Annotated in this window: 17 protein-coding genes; 3 read left to right on the forward strand and 14 right to left on the reverse strand. The window is 68.6% G+C overall.

The window, feature by feature from the left end; all coding sequences use genetic code 11:
* Window positions 1-151: 151 nt before the first annotated feature.
* From miaB to alr, 9 genes are read right to left on the reverse strand one after another with little or no spacing between them, the layout of a single operon-like run.
* On the reverse strand, window positions 152-1513 hold the full coding sequence (gene miaB / locus IT361_16135; GenBank protein ID MCC6319203.1) for a tRNA (N6-isopentenyl adenosine(37)-C2)-methylthiotransferase MiaB: 1362 nt from the start codon (window positions 1511-1513) through the stop codon (window positions 152-154).
* Entirely contained in the window at window positions 1510-2745 is a 1236-nt protein-coding gene (locus tag IT361_16140) for a MiaB/RimO family radical SAM methylthiotransferase (protein ID MCC6319204.1), read from the reverse strand. Before IT361_16140 ends, miaB begins: the two co-directional genes overlap by 4 nt.
* Window positions 2742-3923, reverse strand: a complete 1182-nt coding sequence (locus IT361_16145; protein ID MCC6319205.1) for a response regulator — start codon at window positions 3921-3923, stop codon at window positions 2742-2744. Before IT361_16145 ends, IT361_16140 begins: the two co-directional genes overlap by 4 nt.
* A gap of 7 nt (window positions 3924-3930) precedes the next feature.
* Window positions 3931-5079 (reverse strand): hypothetical protein, encoded by a 1149-nt coding sequence (locus IT361_16150; protein MCC6319206.1) that lies wholly within the window; start codon window positions 5077-5079, stop codon window positions 3931-3933.
* Entirely contained in the window at window positions 5076-6326 is a 1251-nt protein-coding gene (locus IT361_16155; protein ID MCC6319207.1) for a hypothetical protein, read from the reverse strand. Before IT361_16155 ends, IT361_16150 begins: the two co-directional genes overlap by 4 nt.
* The gene (locus tag IT361_16160) at window positions 6319-6606 is read right to left on the reverse strand and encodes a EutN/CcmL family microcompartment protein (GenBank protein ID MCC6319208.1); all 288 of its coding nucleotides are present in this window, start codon (window positions 6604-6606) and stop codon (window positions 6319-6321) included. The genes IT361_16155 and IT361_16160 overlap by 8 nt, the downstream gene beginning before the upstream one ends.
* A complete protein-coding gene (locus IT361_16165; GenBank protein ID MCC6319209.1) occupies window positions 6603-7007 on the reverse strand; it encodes a cytidine deaminase in 405 nt (134 codons plus the stop codon). Before IT361_16165 ends, IT361_16160 begins: the two co-directional genes overlap by 4 nt.
* 8 nt (window positions 7008-7015) lie before the next feature.
* Entirely contained in the window at window positions 7016-8176 is a 1161-nt protein-coding gene (locus IT361_16170) for a phosphopentomutase (GenBank protein MCC6319210.1), read from the reverse strand.
* Window positions 8177-8178: 2 nt separating this feature from the next.
* A complete protein-coding gene (gene alr, locus IT361_16175) occupies window positions 8179-9267 on the reverse strand; it encodes an alanine racemase (GenBank protein MCC6319211.1) in 1089 nt (362 codons plus the stop codon).
* Window positions 9268-9315: 48 nt separating this feature from the next.
* On the opposite strand from alr, the gene mazG reads away from it, so the two are divergent.
* Entirely contained in the window at window positions 9316-10104 is a 789-nt protein-coding gene (gene mazG / locus IT361_16180; GenBank protein ID MCC6319212.1) for a nucleoside triphosphate pyrophosphohydrolase, read from the forward strand.
* 6 nt (window positions 10105-10110) lie between these two features.
* Here the strand turns inward: mazG and IT361_16185 are convergent, their stop codons facing one another.
* Window positions 10111-10647, reverse strand: coding sequence for a DUF1572 family protein (locus tag IT361_16185; GenBank protein ID MCC6319213.1), 537 nt, complete (start codon window positions 10645-10647; stop codon window positions 10111-10113).
* Window positions 10648-10652: 5 nt separating this feature from the next.
* Window positions 10653-12086 carry an asparagine--tRNA ligase gene (gene asnS / locus IT361_16190; GenBank protein ID MCC6319214.1) on the reverse strand — a complete coding sequence of 478 codons (1434 nt, stop codon included), beginning with the start codon at window positions 12084-12086 and terminating at the stop codon, window positions 10653-10655.
* Between asnS and IT361_16195 the strand changes: the two genes are divergently transcribed.
* A complete protein-coding gene (locus tag IT361_16195) occupies window positions 12055-13545 on the forward strand; it encodes a HAMP domain-containing histidine kinase (GenBank protein ID MCC6319215.1) in 1491 nt (496 codons plus the stop codon). The genes asnS and IT361_16195 overlap by 32 nt on opposite strands.
* On the forward strand, window positions 13542-14099 hold the full coding sequence (locus IT361_16200) for a hypothetical protein (GenBank protein ID MCC6319216.1): 558 nt from the start codon (window positions 13542-13544) through the stop codon (window positions 14097-14099). The genes IT361_16195 and IT361_16200 overlap by 4 nt, the downstream gene beginning before the upstream one ends.
* A gap of 21 nt (window positions 14100-14120) precedes the next feature.
* Here IT361_16200 and recG read toward each other — a convergent pair whose 3' ends face one another.
* The 3 genes from recG to IT361_16215 are packed head-to-tail and all read right to left on the reverse strand — an operon-like array spanning window position 14121 to window position 19055.
* The gene (gene recG / locus IT361_16205; GenBank protein MCC6319217.1) at window positions 14121-16223 is read right to left on the reverse strand and encodes an ATP-dependent DNA helicase RecG; all 2103 of its coding nucleotides are present in this window, start codon (window positions 16221-16223) and stop codon (window positions 14121-14123) included.
* A 36-nt stretch (window positions 16224-16259) separates the two neighbouring features.
* Window positions 16260-17192, reverse strand: a complete 933-nt coding sequence (gene ftsY / locus IT361_16210) for a signal recognition particle-docking protein FtsY (protein MCC6319218.1) — start codon at window positions 17190-17192, stop codon at window positions 16260-16262.
* 42 nt (window positions 17193-17234) lie between these two features.
* On the reverse strand, window positions 17235-19055 hold the full coding sequence (locus IT361_16215) for a hypothetical protein (protein MCC6319219.1): 1821 nt from the start codon (window positions 19053-19055) through the stop codon (window positions 17235-17237).
* Window positions 19056-19097 lie beyond the last annotated feature (42 nt).

Genomic DNA, 19097 nt, shown 5'->3' on the forward strand with positions numbered 1-19097 from the left:
CGCCCTCCTGGCGGCGCCGTACACACGTGAAGGACGACGCGGGGCACACGCAGGGAACGTTCATGAGCAGGTCACGGCGGACGGTGACGCACCGCACATCGCCACCGCACGCGGCCACCCACCGCACGGTGCGGGACCGGCCCGAAACGCCCTACGCGACGTGTGGCTGCGATGCCTCGCCGGCCATGGGGAGGGCCGCGCGCTCCCGGATCACGGTCCCCGTGAAGGTCGAGCCGGTGGTGCCCGTGAGCTCCACCGTGACATACCGGCCGATGAGCGACTCGTCGCCCTGGATCAGCACGGTCTTGTAGTCACGGGAGCGGGCCTGCAGCAGTTCGCCGCGGCGCGCCGGTTTCTCCACCAGCACCTCGCGTCGCGCACCCAGGAGTCGGAGGTTGCGCTCGCGCGCGCCCGAGCGCACCACCTCGATGAGCCGGTCGAGACGCGCCTGGGCCACGCCGTCGCCGATCTGCCACTCGTCAGGCATGCGCGTCGCAGGGGTTCCCTCCCGAGGCGAGAAGCGGAAGGTGAACGCATCGTCGAAGCCGACCTGCCTGACGAGCGAGACGGTCTCGTCGAAGTCCTCGTCGGTCTCGCCAGGAAACCCGACGATGATGTCGGTCGTGACGGAGAGCCCGGGGATGCGTGCACGCAGGCGATCAACGCACTCGAGGTAGCCTTCACGCGTGTAGCGTCGCAGCATGCGCTTGAGCACCGACGTCGACCCGGACTGCAGCGGCAGGTGTACGTGCTCGCACACCGCGGGGACGTCGGCCATGGCCGCAATGACGTCGTCGGAGAAGTCGTTGGGGTGCGGACTCGTGAAACGGAGGCGGCGCAGACCCGGGACGGCACCAACCGCGCGCAGCAGGTCACCGAATCCGCGGTTGCCCTCGCTCCAGGAGTTCACCGTCTGCCCAAGCAGCGTCACCTCGGAGAGACCGTCGCCCACCGCGTGCGTGACCTCACGGACGACCTCATCGAGGCCGCGGCTGCGCTCCGCGCCGCGCGTGAACGGCACGATGCAGTACGTGCACTTGTAGTCGCACCCCCGCTGCACCGGGATCCACGCCCTCACGCGATCGGAGCGGCGCGGCACCACGTCGGCGTAGTGCTCCTCGAGGTCGAACGCCGTCTTCACGGAGCGCTCGCCCTCACGCGCGCGGGCCACGAGCTGCGGCAGCGCGCGGTAGCCGTCCGGCCCGACCACGAGGCTCACATGGCGCGCGTGGGCCAGGAGCTGCGGCCCCAGGCGCTGCGCCATGCACCCGGCGACGCCGACGACCGCTCCGGGCCGCATGTTGCGCTTGAGTTCTCCGAGGCGGCCAATGACCCGCTGCTCGGCGTGATCGCGGATTGCGCAGGTATTCACCAGGATGACGTCGGCCTCGTCAGGCGTCTCGACGGGGGCGTAACCGTCGGCAGCGAGCGTTCCGAGGATCAGCTCGGAGTCACTCACGTTCATCTGGCACCCGTACGTCTCGACGTACACCGTCTGGCGGGGGCTGCTCACGCGACCGAGGGAACGAGGGAAGAGGCCACCAGGCCGGACGCGGTCGCCTGCAACCGCATCCGGGCCCGCGATCCTCGCGGGAGCCGGGCTCCCTCGAGGCGAACCGCAAGATAGTCCCCCGTGAGTCCTTCGGGCCGGTCGCCGCGCACCGCCACCACGTCGGCGTCCGTCCCATCGCGCGAGATGCTGTAAGCCGCCCGGCGTTCGGCGCCAAGCTCCCGGAGTTCCAGCGCCCTTTCCTGCGCACACGCCACGTCAACCCGCCCTGACAGCCGTTCGGCGGCCGTTCCCGGCCGCGGAGACCACGGGAACACGTGGAGGTAGGTGAACGGCAGGTCACGCACCAGCGCCACCGTGGCCGCGTGATCGGCCTCGGTCTCGCCCGGGAACCCGGCGATCAGGTCGGCGCCCAGACCAAACGTCCCGCGGCCGGCCACGATGCGCGTGATGGCCCGGGCATAGGTGTCCGCCGAGTACCAGTGGCGTCCCATGCGGCGCAGGATGGCGTCGGACCCGGACTGCAGCGGGGCGTGCAGGTGAGGCGCCACGCGATCGGGGTTCTGCAGGAGTTCGGCGAGGGTCGCGTCGACTTCCGTCGCCTCGATCGACGACAGGCGGAACCGGACCCGAGGCACCTCGGCGACGAGTTGCGCGACCAGGTCGCCTAACGACGCGCCGAGGTCATGGCCCCAGGTGCCGATGTGCACGCCGGTGAGCACGATCTCCGGATGGTGAAGCGCGAGCTCCGTCGCCTCGGTGACCAGATCCGCGGCGGGTCGGGACCGGTTGGCCCCTCGCGCAAGCGTGGTCGCACAGAACGTGCAATGGGCGTCACAGCCGTCCTGGATACGGAGGAGCGCGCGCGCGCCCTGTTGTGTGCTCGCCGTCCCCAGCGATGACGCCGGCAGCGCAAGCGCCTCGGCGATCCGGGGGAAGTCTGCGCCGGGCATGAGGTGGTCGACGCCGAGGCGCGCCAGTCCGGCGTCGGCGCCTGACGACATGCATCCCATCACGAGCGTTTGCAGCGGCCGTCCCGTCCGTTGCGCGCGACGAATGCCCTTCCGCAGGTCCCGCTCCGCCTCCGCGGTCACCGTGCAGCTGTTGAACACGGCGACATCGGCGTCGTCACTCGACGCCACGACGGTCCCTCCGCCCCGAACCACCATCGCCCTGACGGTCTCGGAGTCGTAGTGATTGGCCCGGCACCCGTAGGTCTCGATGTAGACCTTCACGGCGAAGCGCCCAGTCGCATCGTCTGCGACGGCGGATCGACCGGCAGCAGCACGTGGAAGGTGCTCCCTTCGCCCACCGCGCTCTCGACCCAGATGCGGCCACCATGTGCCTCGACCACCAGCCGACAGAACGTGAGCCCAAGCCCGGATGTGCGCGGCCGTGATTCGCGGCGCGCGGCACCCTTCTGAAACTTGCGGAAGATCGACTCATGAAACTCAGGCGCGATCCCCGGGCCATTGTCGCGCACCGAAATCCGGACGCCTGCTTCGTCGAGTTGGATCGCGAGCCACAGGTCGATCGGGCGCGCCGAGTGTATGAGCGCGTTCTGGATGAGGTTGCCCAGTACGCGTCGCAGGAGCGCGCGATCGCCGCGAATGGGCGGCACCGCCTCATCGAGCCGCCGATGCACGGTGGTCCGCTCCTGCTCGAACCGCGACGCGGACTCGCGAATCAGCTCGTCGACGAGCCGCACGGTGTCGATCTCCTCGAGCGTGAGCGCGATCGACGTCTCCTCGATCCGACGCACCTCGAGGAGGTCGTCGATGAGGTTGAGCAACTCGTCGGACTTGCCCATCGCGTCCTGCACCGCGGAGCGCTGCATGGTCTCGAGCGGCCCCAGATCGCCGTCGCCCAGCAATTCGAGTGTGGCGAGAATGCTGGTCAGCGGCGTCTTGAGGTCGTGCACGATCATCTTCATGAGATCGTCGCGCACGCGCTCGAGCTCTCGCAATCGCTTGAACGACTCCTCCAGCGCGTCGGTCGCGGTCTTGAGTCGGAGCAGCGACCGGACCCGGGCGCCGAGCACGAGGCGATTGTGCGGCTTCACGAGGAAGTCGTCGCCACCCGCCTCGATGGCGAGGAGTCGGTCGGTGCTCTCGGTCAGCGCCGTGACGAACACGATCGGAATCCGCGCCGAGGCAGGATCCGCCTTGATGCGACGACACACCTCGTAGCCCGCGCTGCGATCGGCCACCTCGAGGTCGCCGGCAGGCATCTGCACGTCGAGGATCACCAGGTCCGGACGGTGCTCCCAGACCGCCGCGAGGGCGGCGCGCGCGTCGTGGGCCATGATCGTCCGGAACCCGAGCGAGTGCAACTGCTCGGCGAGTAGCTCGCAGTTGGCCTGAGAGTCGTCGGCGATCAGGATGACCGGCGCCTCTCCGAGGCGCGCGGTCATTGGAACGTCATGGACGGATGGTGAGACCAACACTGAGCATCCAGGCGCGCTCGGAGAGTGACCCGGCGGCCTCGCGCGTGGCGCGCTGGAGCGCGAGGTCCATCGTGGCTCTCCCACCGGCGATCGGCGTGGAGGTGCCGCCGGAAACGATCCGCTCGCGCACGATCGCGCCGGACACCGCGAACGGCAAGTCGCGCACACGATATCCCACGCTGTAGGTCCAACCGAGCGCGCGCCGCGAGCGCTGCGACGCGAAGTCTGCGCCGACCGCGTACTCCCACACGTCGTTCCCGTCCGCCTGCTCGCTCCCGAGGCCGTTGATCCCCGACCATTCCGTGCGGTCCGCGGAGCCCATCAGGGAAACCCCGGGAATCGCATCAAAGCGAACGGCCACACCCAACCTGTTCGGAACGCTGGCCGAGGACCGCAGCGTGTCGGCCACGCGCAATCGCAGGTCGCCTCCCTGACGCACCGACGCGGCCGCGGAGAACCACGTGACCGGCGCGACCACCACGCCGGCCGAGGCTGCAACGCCGCTGTAGGCCAGCGTGAGGTTGCGCAGCAGCGTCCCGTAGCGGAGGCTGTCATCAAACTGGCGCCGCAGCGTGAGGCGGTTCTCCCCGGTGATCAGGTGGAGCCCGGCTCCCATCGCGACGCGTCCGTTGAACGGCGCAAAGGCCAGCGACAGGCGCGTCTCGTTGAGCCCGCCCGATGATCGATTGCTCTCGGTGAACAGGACGCTGTCCGGGCCAAGCCGCTGCCCCGAACGGATCACGGTCGCCCACGTGCGATCGAGCAACGAGTGTGAAGTGATTCCCAGCGCGAACCGGCTTTTCACCGGAAACAGAATGCCGATGGCGGCGAACCGTGGGGTCACGGTCCGGTCCCGCTGTGCCCCCTGCTCCAATTCGCGGAACTCCGGATCGTACTGGAAGAACACCCCGCGGCGCGAGCCGAGGATGATCGCCGCGGGATTCCGAGCGGCGTGGTCGTCGAACTCCCCGGAAGCTCCGCCGGTCGCGAGCGATCGGGTGCTCAGTCCGCCTAACGGATATCCGAACCCCTGCCCGCCCAGGGTTCCCTGGGCCGCGACCGGATCGGTCATGGCGGCGCCGGCGACGGCGGCCACCGCGAGGGACGCGAGCAGACGAATCATGGAATGCCGAAGGTAGTGCGCAGTGAATAGCTCACGCGCAGGCGCGGACGCAGGGCCGCGTCGGCTCGCACCGAGTGGAACCGCACCTCATGCGCCGCCATGCCCTCGTCGCTCGATCGAATCACGATCGCCCGCTGCTGGCGAAACGGATTGTTCCCCGAGGTCCACTGGCGCAACGCGGCCGCCATCTCGATCTGACGCAGCCCGCTGTCGCGCGACGCCAGCCGGAGCGTGTCCACCGGGAAGGTCGAGAGCAGCACCGACGCCCGCCCAACGTCCGCGACCTCTTCTCCAGCGAGGACGAGCTGCGGGAGCAGCAACGTACTGTCGGTGCTCGCGAACACGGGAATCGCTACCTGGGTCAGGAGCAGCGTGGCCCGGAGCACGGTAGCCGAGTCGAGAATTCTCGCCGGAACGTTGAATCGCAGAAAGGCACGCCGCGATGGCAGCCCGCCAATCGAGAGCACGTTGGCCGGAGGCAACGCGGGCGCCGCTGCAACGACTGTGTAGTCCAGCAGGTCGGTCTGCAGCTCGACGTTGTTGAGCGGAGAGTTCGAGCGCAACACGACCGCAATCTCGTCGATGCTGGTGTCCGCAGGCACCGGGTCGTACTTGAGGATCGTCGGCGCGCCACCATCGAACGAGCCCAGGCTCAGCTGCGCGGACCTGGTGCTGGTGATGCGCAAGCCCACGCGCAGCCGGCCCGGACCTTTGATGCGCTGTAACAGCCTGGCGTTGTCGAAGTACACCCGGGCGGAATCCCGCACCTGGTTGGTGTCGAGCGTCGTTCCGCCAAGCAGCAGGTCCGGCCGGAAGCGCGCCAACACCGCGGCGGTGGCCGTGTCTGCGGCCGTCGTATCGACATCATACAGGTCGATGCGCACCGGCGCGCTCACCCGCGTCCGCGTCGGGTTCACCCGCAGCAGCAGGTAGGCGCTATCGATGGCGGTGATGGCCGAGTCGCCCCCGTTGCGCGTGATCCGCGTGGTGAGGGAGTCGAAGCGCAGCACGACGCGCGTATCGATCGTGTCCCCGCGTGCAGCGAGCAGCAGCGCCCCCTCGGCGCCGAGCGACGGGATTCCCGTCACGACCGTGTCGAAGACCACGGCGTCGATCACCGTGTCGGTGACGACGACGTTCTGCCCCGGGCAGAGCACCGGACAGGCCGCGCCGCCGTCGAGATCCTCGCGGCACGCGGTCATGCCGAGCAGCGCGAGCCCCAGCAAGGCGAGGCGGGGGCTACGCAAGGCGTGTAACACGTCCTTCCACATCGAAACTATCGACAATGGCCATGATGACCGCATCTACCGGCCGATCCCTGGTAACGTTCGTGAGTCGTGCTGAACTTCCGCTGGCATACAGGACAACTTCACCGACCCCGGCCCCCACGCTGTCCACGGCGACCACATACCCACCCTCCTTCTCGAGCCCGGTCGTCACGTTCTCGACGATGAGCAGCTTGAGCGACTCGAGAGAAGGATCCTTGCGCGTGGACACGACGGTCCCGGACACACGACCGAGCTTCATCGGTGAGCGAGCGACACCGGAGTGAACGGGTGCGGCAGCAACTCGGTCAGGCGCCACGAGGCCCGGCGGCCATCGACGGTGACGCTCACCACTTCGAGGTGCGGGGCAAATTCGACGAGTGCCTGGCGACACAGCCCGCACGGTGGCGTGGGCTCGGTAGCTTCGGTGGCCACCACCAACTGCGTGAACCGTCGCTGGCCCGCCGCGATCGCGGCACTCAGCGCCGACCGCTCCGCGCAGATTCCCGCCGGGTACGACGCATTTTCGACGTTGCATCCGTGATACTCGGTTCCGTCGTCCGCCACGAGCGTCGCGCCCACGCGAAACTGCGAGTACGGGGCGTACGCATGCTGCAGCACGTCGAACGCCGTCTGCGCACCCACCCGACCCGTCGGCGGCACGGAGGGCTTCACGTCAGCACGTCGGCGAGAAACGAGGTCCCACGCCCGCGAAAGCCAAGTCCGAACCACTCGGCGATCGTGGCTCCGACGTCGGAGAACGTCCTCCGCACCGGGAGGTGCACCGGGCGGACCCGCGGCCCCACCATCAACATCGGCACGCGCTCGCGAGCGTGGTCCGTGGACGGCGTGGTCGGATCGTTCCCGTGATCGGCGGTCAGAATGAGCAGGTCGTCCTCGCGGAGAAAAGCCAGCAGGTCCGGGAGCCCCGCGTCCAGTTCGCGGAGCGCCCGGTAGAACCCCGGAACGTCGTTTCGGTGCCCGTAGAGCTGGTCGAAATCTACAAGGTTGGCGAAGAGGAACCCACTCGCCCCGTCCGCCATCCAGGCCTGGATGTGGTGGATACCCTCGGCGTTGCTGCGCGTATGGGTCGATGTGATGGACCGTCCGGCAAACAGGTCGTCGACCTTGCCGACGCCGATGCGGGCAATCCCGGCTGCGGCGAGGGCATCGAGCAGTGTTTCGCCCGCGGGCGCGATGGAGAAATCACGCCGGTTGGCCGTCCGCACCCACGCGCCCTGCGTCCCCCGAAATGGCCGCGCGATGACGCGCGACGCGTCGTGCGGGGGGACCAGCATCCGCCGCGCGGCGGTGCATGCCGCATAGAGTTCATCGAGCGGCACGACGTCCTCGTGCGCGGCGAGCTGAAACACCGAGTCGGCCGAGGTATAGAGGATCCACGCACCCGTCGCCACGTGCTCGTCGGCGTGGCGCTCCAGAATCTCGGTGCCACTTGCCGCCACGTTGCCGAGCACGCGACGCCCCGTTAGGCGTTCGAACTCCCGCACGACCTCGGCCGGAAATCCCGCGGGCCAGGTGGGAAACGGCCGGTCGAGGTGGACGCCGCACAATTCCCAGTGGCCCGTGGTGGAGTCCTTGCCCGCCGAAGCCGGCTCCAGGGCACAACGCGCTGCCGTGCCTGCGATCGGGTCCACCCCGGGCAACGAGAGCAACGATCCTATCCCAAGCGCCTCCAGCGTCGGGAGCGAGAAGTCCGGCGTGTGTTCCGCGACGTGACCAAGCGTATTGCTGTCGGCGTCGCCGTAGCGGTCGGCATCATGCGCCGCGCCGATACCGACCCCGTCGAGCACCACGAGCGCAGCCCGTCTCACCGTCAAACCGCAGTTCCCGGTGACGGCAGGTACACGCGTCGCGCCCGTAGCTTGAGTCCCACGAGCATCTCGTACGGCAGCAAGTCCACGGCGTCGCAGATCCGGTTGATATCCAGATGATCGTCACCGTCGCGCCCAAGCAGGGTTGCCACATCCCCAACCGCGCACGGCACGTCCGTCACGTCGATCATCGTCATGTCCATCGTGACGCGGCCCACGACGGGCGCCCGCGCGCCGGCAACGATTGCCTCTCCCCGTGAAGAGAAGAGTCGCCGGTACCCATCGGCATACCCGATCGCCAGCGTCGCAACGCGCCGGTCACTCGGGGCTGTCCAGGTCGCGCCGTACGACACCGTTTCCCCCCGGCGCACGGTGTGGAGCGCCACCACGCGCGCCCGCAGATGCGCGACGGGTTCCGGTACCATCTTCGACCCGGGCCCTCCGCCCACGCCGTAGAGGAACACCCCCGGGCGAACCATGTCCCATGGCGACGGGGCGTGCCGCTCGACGGCCGGCCCGTTCTCGCAGTGCACCACGCTCGGGCGACTTGGCATCGCCCGGATGGCGTCACGAAACCGCGCCAGCTGCTCCTGCAGCAAACGCTCCACATCCGGCGAGTGGAAATGCGTGAATGCACCTTCGGGCGGACTCGATGCGAGCAGCGCGGAGAGCTCGCCGATCCGCCACCACTCGATGCCGGAGCGGTGCATTCCGGTGTCAATCGCCAGGTGCCACGGGCCGCCACCGGCCGCGATCCACGCCGTGAGGGATTCCGCGGAGCCGAGGGTTGGCGTGACGCCCAGCTCTCGCGCCTCTCGATACTCCGCAGGCAGGAGTGGCGTGAAGACCAGCACGCGCCGACGAATGCCAGCGCATCGAAGCTCGCGGGCCTCGTCGAGCGTGCCGACACCATGGCCCCAGGGGTCCAGGCCTTCGAGCGCCCGACACACCTCGACCGCTCCCAATCCGTAGGCGTCGCCCTTGACCATCGGCAGCAGGGGCTTGCCGGAGCGTTGGCGCATCGCACTGGCGTTTCGGACGAGGGCGGCGAGATCGACCTCGACCCAGCACCGCTGTGCATGCGAATCCATTGACCGTCCGAAGAAGGGGGCGGTAGTATATCCGACCGGAGGTGATCAATGCAACCCAAGGCCACGCTTGAAGATACGCTCTCCTTGATGAGGGATCTCCGAGCCCGCTGCGAGTGGGATGCGGCCCAGACCCACGCAAGCCTGCGCCCATATCTCGTCGAGGAGGCGCATGAGCTCGACGACGCCATCCGGGATGAGAGCGATGCGCACATCCGCGAGGAGTTGGGCGATGTGCTCCTTCAGGTGCTCTTCCATTCCGTGGTCGCCGAGGAGCGTGGCGCCTTTGACATCGGCGACGTGGCCGGCGGTCTGATCGACAAGATGCACCGCCGACATCCTCACCTGTACGGCGATGGGGTTCGCGTGGGCTGGGAGCAGCTCAAAGCCCACAGCCGGCCGTCGATCGAACACGGACTGGCATCGGGACTGCCGTCGTTGCACCGCGCCCATCGTCTGCAGGATCGCGCCGCGGGCGTCGGGTTCGACTGGGACGATATCGAGGGCCCTACTGAGAAGGTCGCCGAAGAGCTGGCCGAAGTACGCGAGCATCTCGGCGACGCGCGGCCTCGTGGCGACGGCCATGCCGCTCCCGCAGCGGACGAGCGGCACGCGGCCCTGGAGGGGGAACTCGGCGACCTGCTGTTTGCCGTGGTGAACCTGTGTCGAAAGGCGGGAGTCCACGCGAGCATTGCCCTGGATCGAGCCAACGCCAAGTTCGCCCGCCGGTTCACCGCGATCGAGCGACTTGCCGAGGCCCGTGGGATTGACGTGAAGACCGCTGGCCTTGCCGTGCTCGATGGACTCTGGGACGAGGTGAAGCTGATCGAGCGCGGCTGAGGACGCTCAGTCCACGTCGCCGCGCCCGTCTCCGAGGAACAGCGGCGCCGCGTTGTTGGCGTCGTCGTAGAAACGGATGGCCCCGGGGGCACTGCACATCTTTCCGATCCACACGATCTGGCCGACGTGCGTGGAGAAGTGTTCCACCACGTGAAAGATCGCCGCGAAGACCGTGGTCTCGCGTCCCTGAATGGAGCGCCGCTCCATCAGCTGTTCGGGCGTGACCTTCGCCAGAGTCGCATCGACCTCGCTCAGCGTACGCTCCAGCAGGTCGATGAGCGCGTCGGCCGTGATCCCTCCACGCGTCGCGAACTCCAGCTCTCGACGTCTGGCATCGGGGGCGCCGCCAATGCCCGAGACGATCCACTGGCGCACGTTGCCCGTGAGATGCATGACCAGGTTGCCGACGCTGTTGGCCTCGTCATGGGGACGCCACCAGATGGCTTCTTCGGGCATGGCCTTGATGGCCGCGCGCACCTTGGCGGGATACTCGACCCCCAGGTAGTAGCGGGCGCGCTCGATGAATCGGACCTCGATCGACATCGGTATCAGGGTCGGAGGCGGTGCATCATGCGCGGGAACGCAATGCACTCGCGGATGTGGGGCGTCCCGGTGATCCACGCCACCGTGCGCTCGAGCCCAAGCCCAAACCCGGAATGCACGAACGTGCCGTACTTCCGGAGATCGAGGTACCAGCCGTACGCGTCGACCGGAAGGCCTTCCTCGTGGATGCGGGCGAGCAGTTTGTCGTGGTCATCCTCGCGCTGGGATCCGCCGATGATCTCGCCGTACCCTTCCGGGGCAAGGCAGTCGTCACAGAGCACGGTCCGCGGGTCATCGGGGTTCTCCTTCATGTAGAACGCCTTCGCCTGCTTTGGATAGTTGCACACAAAGACCGGTGTCTCGTAGTCGGCGACGAGCAGCGACTCGTCCTCGGCACCGAGGTCGTCGCCCCACGTGATGGTGCTGCCCTTGCCCTGCAGGATGGCCACGGCGTCCGTGTATTGGATGCGCGGGAACGGCCCCCGCACCTTCTGCAGCGGTGCCAGGTCGCGCTCGAGTTCCCGAAGCTCGGCCTGCCGCCGCTCGAGGACGCGACCCACGAGGTAGACGAGCATGTCCTCCTGCAGCTGCATGTTGGCGTGCGTGTCGTACCACGCCATCTCCGGCTCGATCATCCAGAACTCGGTCAGGTGCCGCCGGGTCTTGGACTTCTCGGCCCGAAAGGTCGGGCCAAACGTATAGATGCAGCCCAGCGCCGCCGCGGCAGCTTCGCCATAGAGCTGGCCGGTCTGTGCCAGGTAGGCATTACCCTCCTCGAAGTACTCCGTGGAAAACAGTCCTGAGCGTTCGCCGATCGCTGCGGTCAGGATCGGCGTGTCGACGTGGATGAATCCGCGTTCGTAGTAAAAGTCGTGTATCGCCTGCTCGATCTCGTGCCGGACGCGCATCAGGGCAACCTGACGGGGCGACCTCAGCCACAGGTGCCGATGGTCGAGCAGAAAGTCGACGCCGTGTTCCTTGGGCTGAATGGGATAGTCGAGCGGGCTGCTTCCGATGACTTCGAGTCGCGTGACGCCCATTTCGTAGCCGCCGGGCGCCCGCGGCTCGGCACGAACCTCACCCGTGACCGCAACGCTCGTCTCCTGCGTCAGAGTGCCGAACAGCGCCCAGTCCTCCGGCGAGAGCTGGCTCTTCACGAGCACGCACTGCAGCTGTCCCGTGCCATCACGGAGCACGAGAAAGGCCACCTTGCCCGATGACCGCAGGTGCGCGACCCAGCCGCGGACGGTGACGGACTGCGAGACCACCTTTGGCAGGGTCGCTACCGTAGCGTAGGTTTTTGACACGTAAGGCCTTGGGTGGAATTGGGTGCGGGGGACGCGAAAGGTATGAATGGCGCGGAACCGCGGCAACCGAGCCCGCGGCCCCGCGATTCCCGGGAGATCGATGACGCTTCGTACACGCCTGGCCCTCGGCATTCTCGCGATGGTCGTGGTCATGCTCGCACCGCTCATCCTGTCGCTCCGCGCGATGGATGAGTTTCGTCGCGACGCCGAGCGCCTTCGCGATGTCGAGTTCCGCGCCGCGGTGATCGTCGGCCGGGCAAGGACCGCGCTGCAGGACATCGACCAGACGCGGATGTACCTCTCGCTGTTCCCATCCCCACAGACGGCCGCGCAGTTCCAGGCCAAGCTCGACACCCTGCGGCTCTACGTGGATTCGCTCGGCGGCATGACGAACATGGTCACCGTGCCACGCATGCGAAACTCCATGCGCGCCGTGCAGGACGAGGCAGAAACGGCGCTGCGCCTGGCTTCGGCCGGGCGGGCAGCGATGGCGGACTCGATCATTGATCGACCACTGCTGAGTGCGATCGGCGACGTCGAGCGCATCCTCACCGTGACCGAACAATCGATTCAGGAGGAAACGCGCGATCGGGTGTCGGCGGTCGCGGTGGAATCCGAGACGGCGCGACGATCGGCACTCTTCCTGCTCGCTGGAGCGGCGGTGCTCGCCGTACTCATCGGCCTGTGGCTCACGCAGTCGGTGTCTGGTCCGATCGACGAGCTCGACGCGGGCATGCGCGCCGTCTCTGAGGGCGACTTTGGCCACCCGCTCGGTATCGACGCCGGTCGGCGCGACGAGTTCGGTCGACTGGCGGCGTCGTACAACTCCATGGCGATGCAGCTGCGGGAACTCGATCGGCTGAAGGCCGAGTTCGTGTCCGTGGCGTCGCACGAACTCAAGACTCCCATCAACGTCATCACGGGCTACCTGCAGCTGCTGAAGGAGCACGTGTATGGCCCACTCACCGACCGACAGAACGAAGTCGTCGACACGTTGGCCGCGCAGGGAAAGGCGCTGTCGCGACTCGTGCGCGGATTGCTGGACGTGTCGCGATTCGAGGCCGGGGGGGGCCGCATCGACCCACGCACGATCGCGCTCCCGGCATTCCTCGGCGACCTCGAGCGCACCTTCCGCGTGCTCGCCATCCAGCGCGATGTCTCTTTCGAGGTCGCGCGAGAGAACGAGCTTCCGGCGGAGGTGGTGTGGGATCCGGAACAGATGAACGAGGTGCTGGGTAACCTGTTGTCAAACGCGTTCAAGTTCACGACGAAGGGCGGATTGGTGCGGCTCCGCGTGCGACGCGAGGGCGACCAGGTCCAGATGACGGTATCGGACACCGGCGCGGGCATTCCGGCGGCCCAACTGCCCTACGTGTTCGAGAAGTTCTATACGGCCGACAACCAGACGACGGGACTCAAGGGAACGGGCCTCGGCCTCGCCATCGCCAAGGGCATCGTCGGCGCCCACGGCGGCTCGATCTCGGTCCAGAGTTCCGTAGGTTCCGGCACCGCCTTCACGATCCTGCTGCCGCTGCGCGCGCTCGCGGCGCGGGTCGTCAACCCCCGCACGGCCGAAGCCTCTTCTGCATGACCCGCACCGCCAACATTGCCCTGCTGCTCCCGCTCGTTGTCGCGTGCCACCGACCGCCCGCGGTCCCGCGCACCGTGCCGCCACCGGTGACGATCGTGCTGGCGGACAGCGCCCTTTCCGAGTGGCCCACCACCCTTGCCGACGCGTTGCGCGCCGCAGAGGCCGGCAAGTTCGATGTCGCGGACCAGGCGCTGCTGCAGTACGGACTCAAACACTCGGGAACGCGCGAAGGCACGGAGAGTGACTTCTGGCGCGCGGTGCTCAAGGCCGACCCCCTCAACGTGGGGCCGCAGGCCCGTGAACGCATGGCGTTGTTTGACGCCTACCTCGCGAGTGGGCCGACCGCGCCACACTACACCGAAGCCATGGTGTTTCGCCGTCTTCTCGAAACCGTCGACTCGGCTCGCGCAGCGGTCGCGTCCCTCCGCCAGGTGACCGACGCGCGTCAGCGTACGCGCGAAGAGGAGATCCGCAAGCTCTCCGACGACCTCGATCGCACGATGGCGGAACTCGACCGCATCAAGAAGCGGCTGGCGCCGGTCAAGCAGCCGTGATCGCCACCTGATCGCGCGCCGTCATCCCACGCGAAAAAGCTCCAGGGCACGCGAGTAGCGATGGCCGATCGTTCGGCGGAGCGTCGCGTGCTCGGGCCGTGCGAGGGTGGGGTCGTCGGACAGGAGGCTCGTCGCGACGCGCTGTGCCGCCTCGAGCAGTGCCTCGTCCCGCACGGGGTCCGCGATCCGGAATGACGCGTCACCACTCTGCTGCTTGCCAAAGAGGTCGCCCATGCCGCGGAGCCGGAGGTCGGCGCGCGCGATCTCGAAGCCATCGTCCGTCGTCGTGAAGACGCGCAGACGCTCCGCGGCCTCCTCGCCGACGTCACCTAACAGGATGCAGTAGGACTCCTGGGCACCACGCCCGACACGCCCGCGGAGCTGATGGAGCTGCGACAGGCCGAACCGCTCGGGATGTTCGATGAGCATCACGGTGGCGTTGGCAACGTCGATGCCGACCTCGATGACCGTGGTGGCCACGAGCGCATCAATGGCGCCGTCGCGGAAGGATCGCATGATCGCGTCGCGCTCGTCGGCCGGCAGCCGCCCATGCAGCAGGGCGAGGCGAAAGCCGGCGAGCGCCCCGCCGGCCAGGTCGGCGTGCATGGTCGTTGCCGCCCTGAGGTCCACCTTTTCGGACTCCTCGATGACCGGGTAGACGATGTACGCCTGGCGCCCGGCGCGCAGCTGCGAGGTCACGAACGCGAGCACCCGCGCGCGCGCCGACTCCGGCCGGTGCGCGGTCGTCACAGGCTGACGCCCCGGTGGCCGCTCGTCGATCGTGCTCACGTCGAGGTCGCCGTAGGTGGTCAGCGCGAGCGATCGGGGGATGGGCGTCGCCGACATCAGCAACATGTCCGGCGATTCGCCCTTGCCGCCTAACGCGGCGCGCTGCTCCACGCCAAAGCGATGCTGCTCGTCGATGATCGCGAGGCCCAGGCGTCCGAAGCGCGTCGCCTCCTGCACCAGGGCGTGCGTGCCGATTGCGATCACCGGCGCGGTGGATGCCAGCTGCGCCTCGGCCTCGCGGCGCGCCGCGGTGCCCTGACTTCCCCAGAGGGGGACCGGGAAGATTGCGAGCGGCGCGAGCAGCTGGCCAAGCGATCGTGCATGCTGCTCCGCCAGCAGCTCGGTCGGCGCCATGAGCGCCGCCTGAAAGCCGTTCTCCATCGCCAGCAGCGCGGCGAACACCGCCACGATGGTCTTGCCGCTGCCCACGTCTCCCTGGAGCAGCCGGTGCATGCGATGCGCCGAGCACATGTCCGCGGTGATCTCGCGAATCGCCCGTCGCTGTGCCCGCGTCAGCTCAAACGGCAGCGCCGCGGCGAGGCGGCTGGTGAGCGTCTTCTGCGCCTCGAACATGATGCCACGCCGCGGGGCCCGCGCCACGGCGTTCGCACGCCGCTGCAGGATCTGCACGAACAGCAGTTCGTCAAAGGCCAGCCGGTTGCGCCCACGGATGGCATCACCGAGCGTGGCCGGGCGGTGCACGAGCTGCATGGCCTCCGCAAGCGGCGGCACACCGACGGCATCGCGGATCGCTGCCGGCAGGTAGTCCTCCACCTGAGACGTGAGGGCGTCGAGGTGCTGCTCGATCAGGGCGCGGATCTGCCGAACGGTCACGCCCTCGGTCGCGCGATAGACGGCGAGCACGCGCCCCTGCTCCGCGTCATCGTCGTCGTCCGCCCCGAAGTTCACGTACTCGCGCGGCTGCAGCTGCCGGCCGTGGTAGAAGCGACACGGCCCCGAAAGCAGCAGGAGATGCCCCTTGTCGATCGAACGATCGAGAAAGGGTTGACCAGGCCACGAAACCTCGAGCAGGCCGGTGGGATCCCTGATCACGGCCTGGAAGATCCGCAGGCCGCGACGCGTCGGCAGGACGCCTTTGGAGATCACGCGACCGAGCACGGTGACATCCATGCCCGGCTGCACCGCCTGAATGGGCGTGATGGTGCTCGCGTCTTCGTAGCGATGCGGCACGTGGTACAGCAGGTCGCCCGCCGTATGAAGGCCGATGCGGTGCATGAGCTCCGCCCGGCGTTCACCGACGCCTTTGAGAAACTGGATCGGGGTCTCGAGGGCCACCCGCGGGCGCGCCGGCCCATCGCCGTGCGCGGCGCTCACGCGAGCGACCGGCGCATCAGGCGATCGCCGTCCACCTCAGGCCTCGAGAACCTCGCGGGCGAACGCGTCGGCATCGAACGGCTCCAGGTCCGTCGCCTGCTCTCCCGTACCGATGAACTTCACCGGCACGTCGATCGCCTCATGCACCGCGACCACGATCCCTCCCTTGGCCGTGCCATCGACCTTGGTCACGACGAGTCCGGTGACGGCCACCGCGTCGGCAAACGTGCGCGCCTGCGCCACGGCGTTCTGCCCGATGGTGCCGTCGAGCACCAGCAGCGTCTCGTGTGGGGCCTCGGGGAGTCGACGCTTGATCACGCGCGCGACCTTCCGCAGTTCATCCATCAGGCTATCGCTCGTGTGGAGGCGACCGGCGGTATCGATGATGACCACATCGGCGCCGCGTGTCACGCCGGCGTCAATCGCGTCAAAGGCCACCGCCGCGGGATCCCCACCGGCGCGACCGCCAACAAAGGCCGCCCCCGTGCGCTCGGCCCACACGCGCAGCTGATCGATCGCCCCGGCACGAAAGGTGTCGCCGGCGCCGAGCACGACCTGCTTGCCCTCCGCGCGAAAGCGCGAGGCCAGCTTGCCGATGAACGTGGTCTTGCCTGCCCCATTGACTCCGACGACCAGGATGACCGTGGGGCGCGAGGCCGCGAGACGCAGCGCCGGATCGGCGTTACCACTGCGCAGCGCGCCGGCGATGCCTGACGAGAGCGCGCCGAGGAACTGGTCGTGCGACTTGACGTCGCCGCGCCTGGCGAGCCGGTCAAGGTCCTCCACCAGTCGCAGCGTCGTCGGGACGCCGAAGTCGGCCTCGAGGAGCAGTTCCTCCACGGCTTCGAGCGAACCCTCCTTGGCGCCTCGACGCGCCAGAACGGTGACGTCAGTGAGCGCGAGATCCTTGATCCGCTGCCACAGGGATCTGCGCGGAGTGTCGTCAGAACGGCGGAACAGTCGAGCCATGAAGGAAAGGTAGCGGGAACTGTGCCCCGGGCCGCGCGGCGATCAGCGCAATCCGCTCCGACGACGGATGATCCACTCCAGGCAAAACGCGGCGATCGCCAGCGCAAACAGGATCGGGAGGTCGCGCGCTCGCGGTCGCTCGCCAGAGGCCGCGCGCGTTCCATAATTGCCCGCGCGCACGGTGGGTCGGCGCGGCAGCAGCTCGGACGACGGATTCACCACAAGGAGCGATGCGCCGCCCGCGGCCTGGACATCGTATGTTCCGACCGGCAGCGGGGCCGATTCCGCGTCGATGCCCGTCGCGCCGAACCGCAGGGCGAGCGTATCGCTGCTCACCACCGAGTCAGCGCGGCGAGTGAGCACCACGCGCACCACGCTGTCCGCTTCTGCGCCTCGTCGCCACCGCACACGCTCGCCCTGTCGGATGGACGGGGCGTAGGGAATGGCGGCACGCACGTCCGACCGTTCGCCGGCAAGCCAGTCGAGGGCACTCCCCCACACGGCGGTGAACGCATCGGCACCCGCGCCCCCTCGAAAGCGCCAGCGCCAGTAGCCAGAGGCACCACTCACGAGCACCCGGCGCGGCGTCTCCCAGCCGACGATGGCCACGCGACGGTCGAGCCGACGAGCGCGTCGCGTCTCGAGCACCTCGAACTGGGCCTCCGGCAGGCTCGCGGCCACTTCGAGCGGCGGGAGCGAGTCCCACGGCGTTCCGGTGAGCGCTGCACTCATCGGAGAGGGCGGCGCGCCGGTGGCAAACCACTCACCGGTGTTGCCGCCGGGTGGCGCGACCAGGGCAAGGGCTCCGCGCGTGACATCGCGCGGCGGCCCGAACAATGAGGTATCCCCATGCAGGACCACGAGCGGCGCGTTGCGGATCGCGCGACGCACCACGTCTTCGGAAACCGAAGCCAGCGTGCCGTCCTCGCGCCATTGTCCGGGCGCAACGCGAAGGTAGGTCCGCGTGGGGAGCGCCGCGGTGCCGCGGAGCAGCGCCGCCAATTCGCGCGAATCGAGGTCCGGCGCCGTCGACACCAGCACGGCGGCCGCGGCCGACCCCACGTCGACGGCGGTGGCCGACGCGTCATTGCGTGGGTCGGCATCGCCGGTCGACGTGAAGGACGCTCGCAGCTCACGATCGCCGGCTGCGGTCCCCGCCCGGGCGGCAGGCGCCACAAAGCGCAGCGTCACCGCCCGCTCGCCGAACGCGCCCAACGAATCGAGCGTCGCGGTGGCCACCTGGCGTCCGTCGAGCGTGAGCGCCAGCGTGCCCGCCCCGGCACCACCGCTCCCGGCTCCCACCGTAACGCGCACGTTGACCGTGTCGCCATCCGACGCCACACGCGGAGCAAGCACCTCCGTGACCGCTGCGTCGCGCGAACGGGCCTCAGGCGCGACCTCGACACGGGATCCCGCCGGCAAGCCGGCGAGCGCGTCGGGGTCGTCGATCTCACCGTCAGTGTACACCAGCAGCGGGCGCCCCGAGGCGATTGCGCGTTCGACCACCGGCCGGAGCCGGGACGCCGCATCCAGGCTCGGCGTCGCCGCCGTCGCCCGGCGCGAGGAGTCGCCGAATGCGATCACGGAGTCCGACGTCGCTTCCAGCGCCGCCGACCGCGACGCCACATAACGCGACGAGTCTCCACCCCGCAGCCAACTCGCGGATGCATCCAGGGCAACCAGGGGTCGCGCCGCGCGCGCCGTCCCGAGGATCACGTTGAGGGCCAGCGCGGCCGCGGTGGTCATGCCCACGGCCCGCAGGAGCATCGTGATGCGCTCGCCGCGTGCGCCGGCGAGAGCTTTGGGATACGCGATATACGCACCGGCGGCGCCGATGACGAGGGCGAGCAACCAGAGAATCATGGGGGAATGGTACGCACCGCGCCGAGCCCGACGGCGGTGACA

It is taken from the genome of Gemmatimonadaceae bacterium, assembly GCA_020846935.1.
In the GTDB taxonomy this organism is placed as follows: Bacteria; Gemmatimonadota; Gemmatimonadetes; order Gemmatimonadales; family Gemmatimonadaceae; genus RBC101.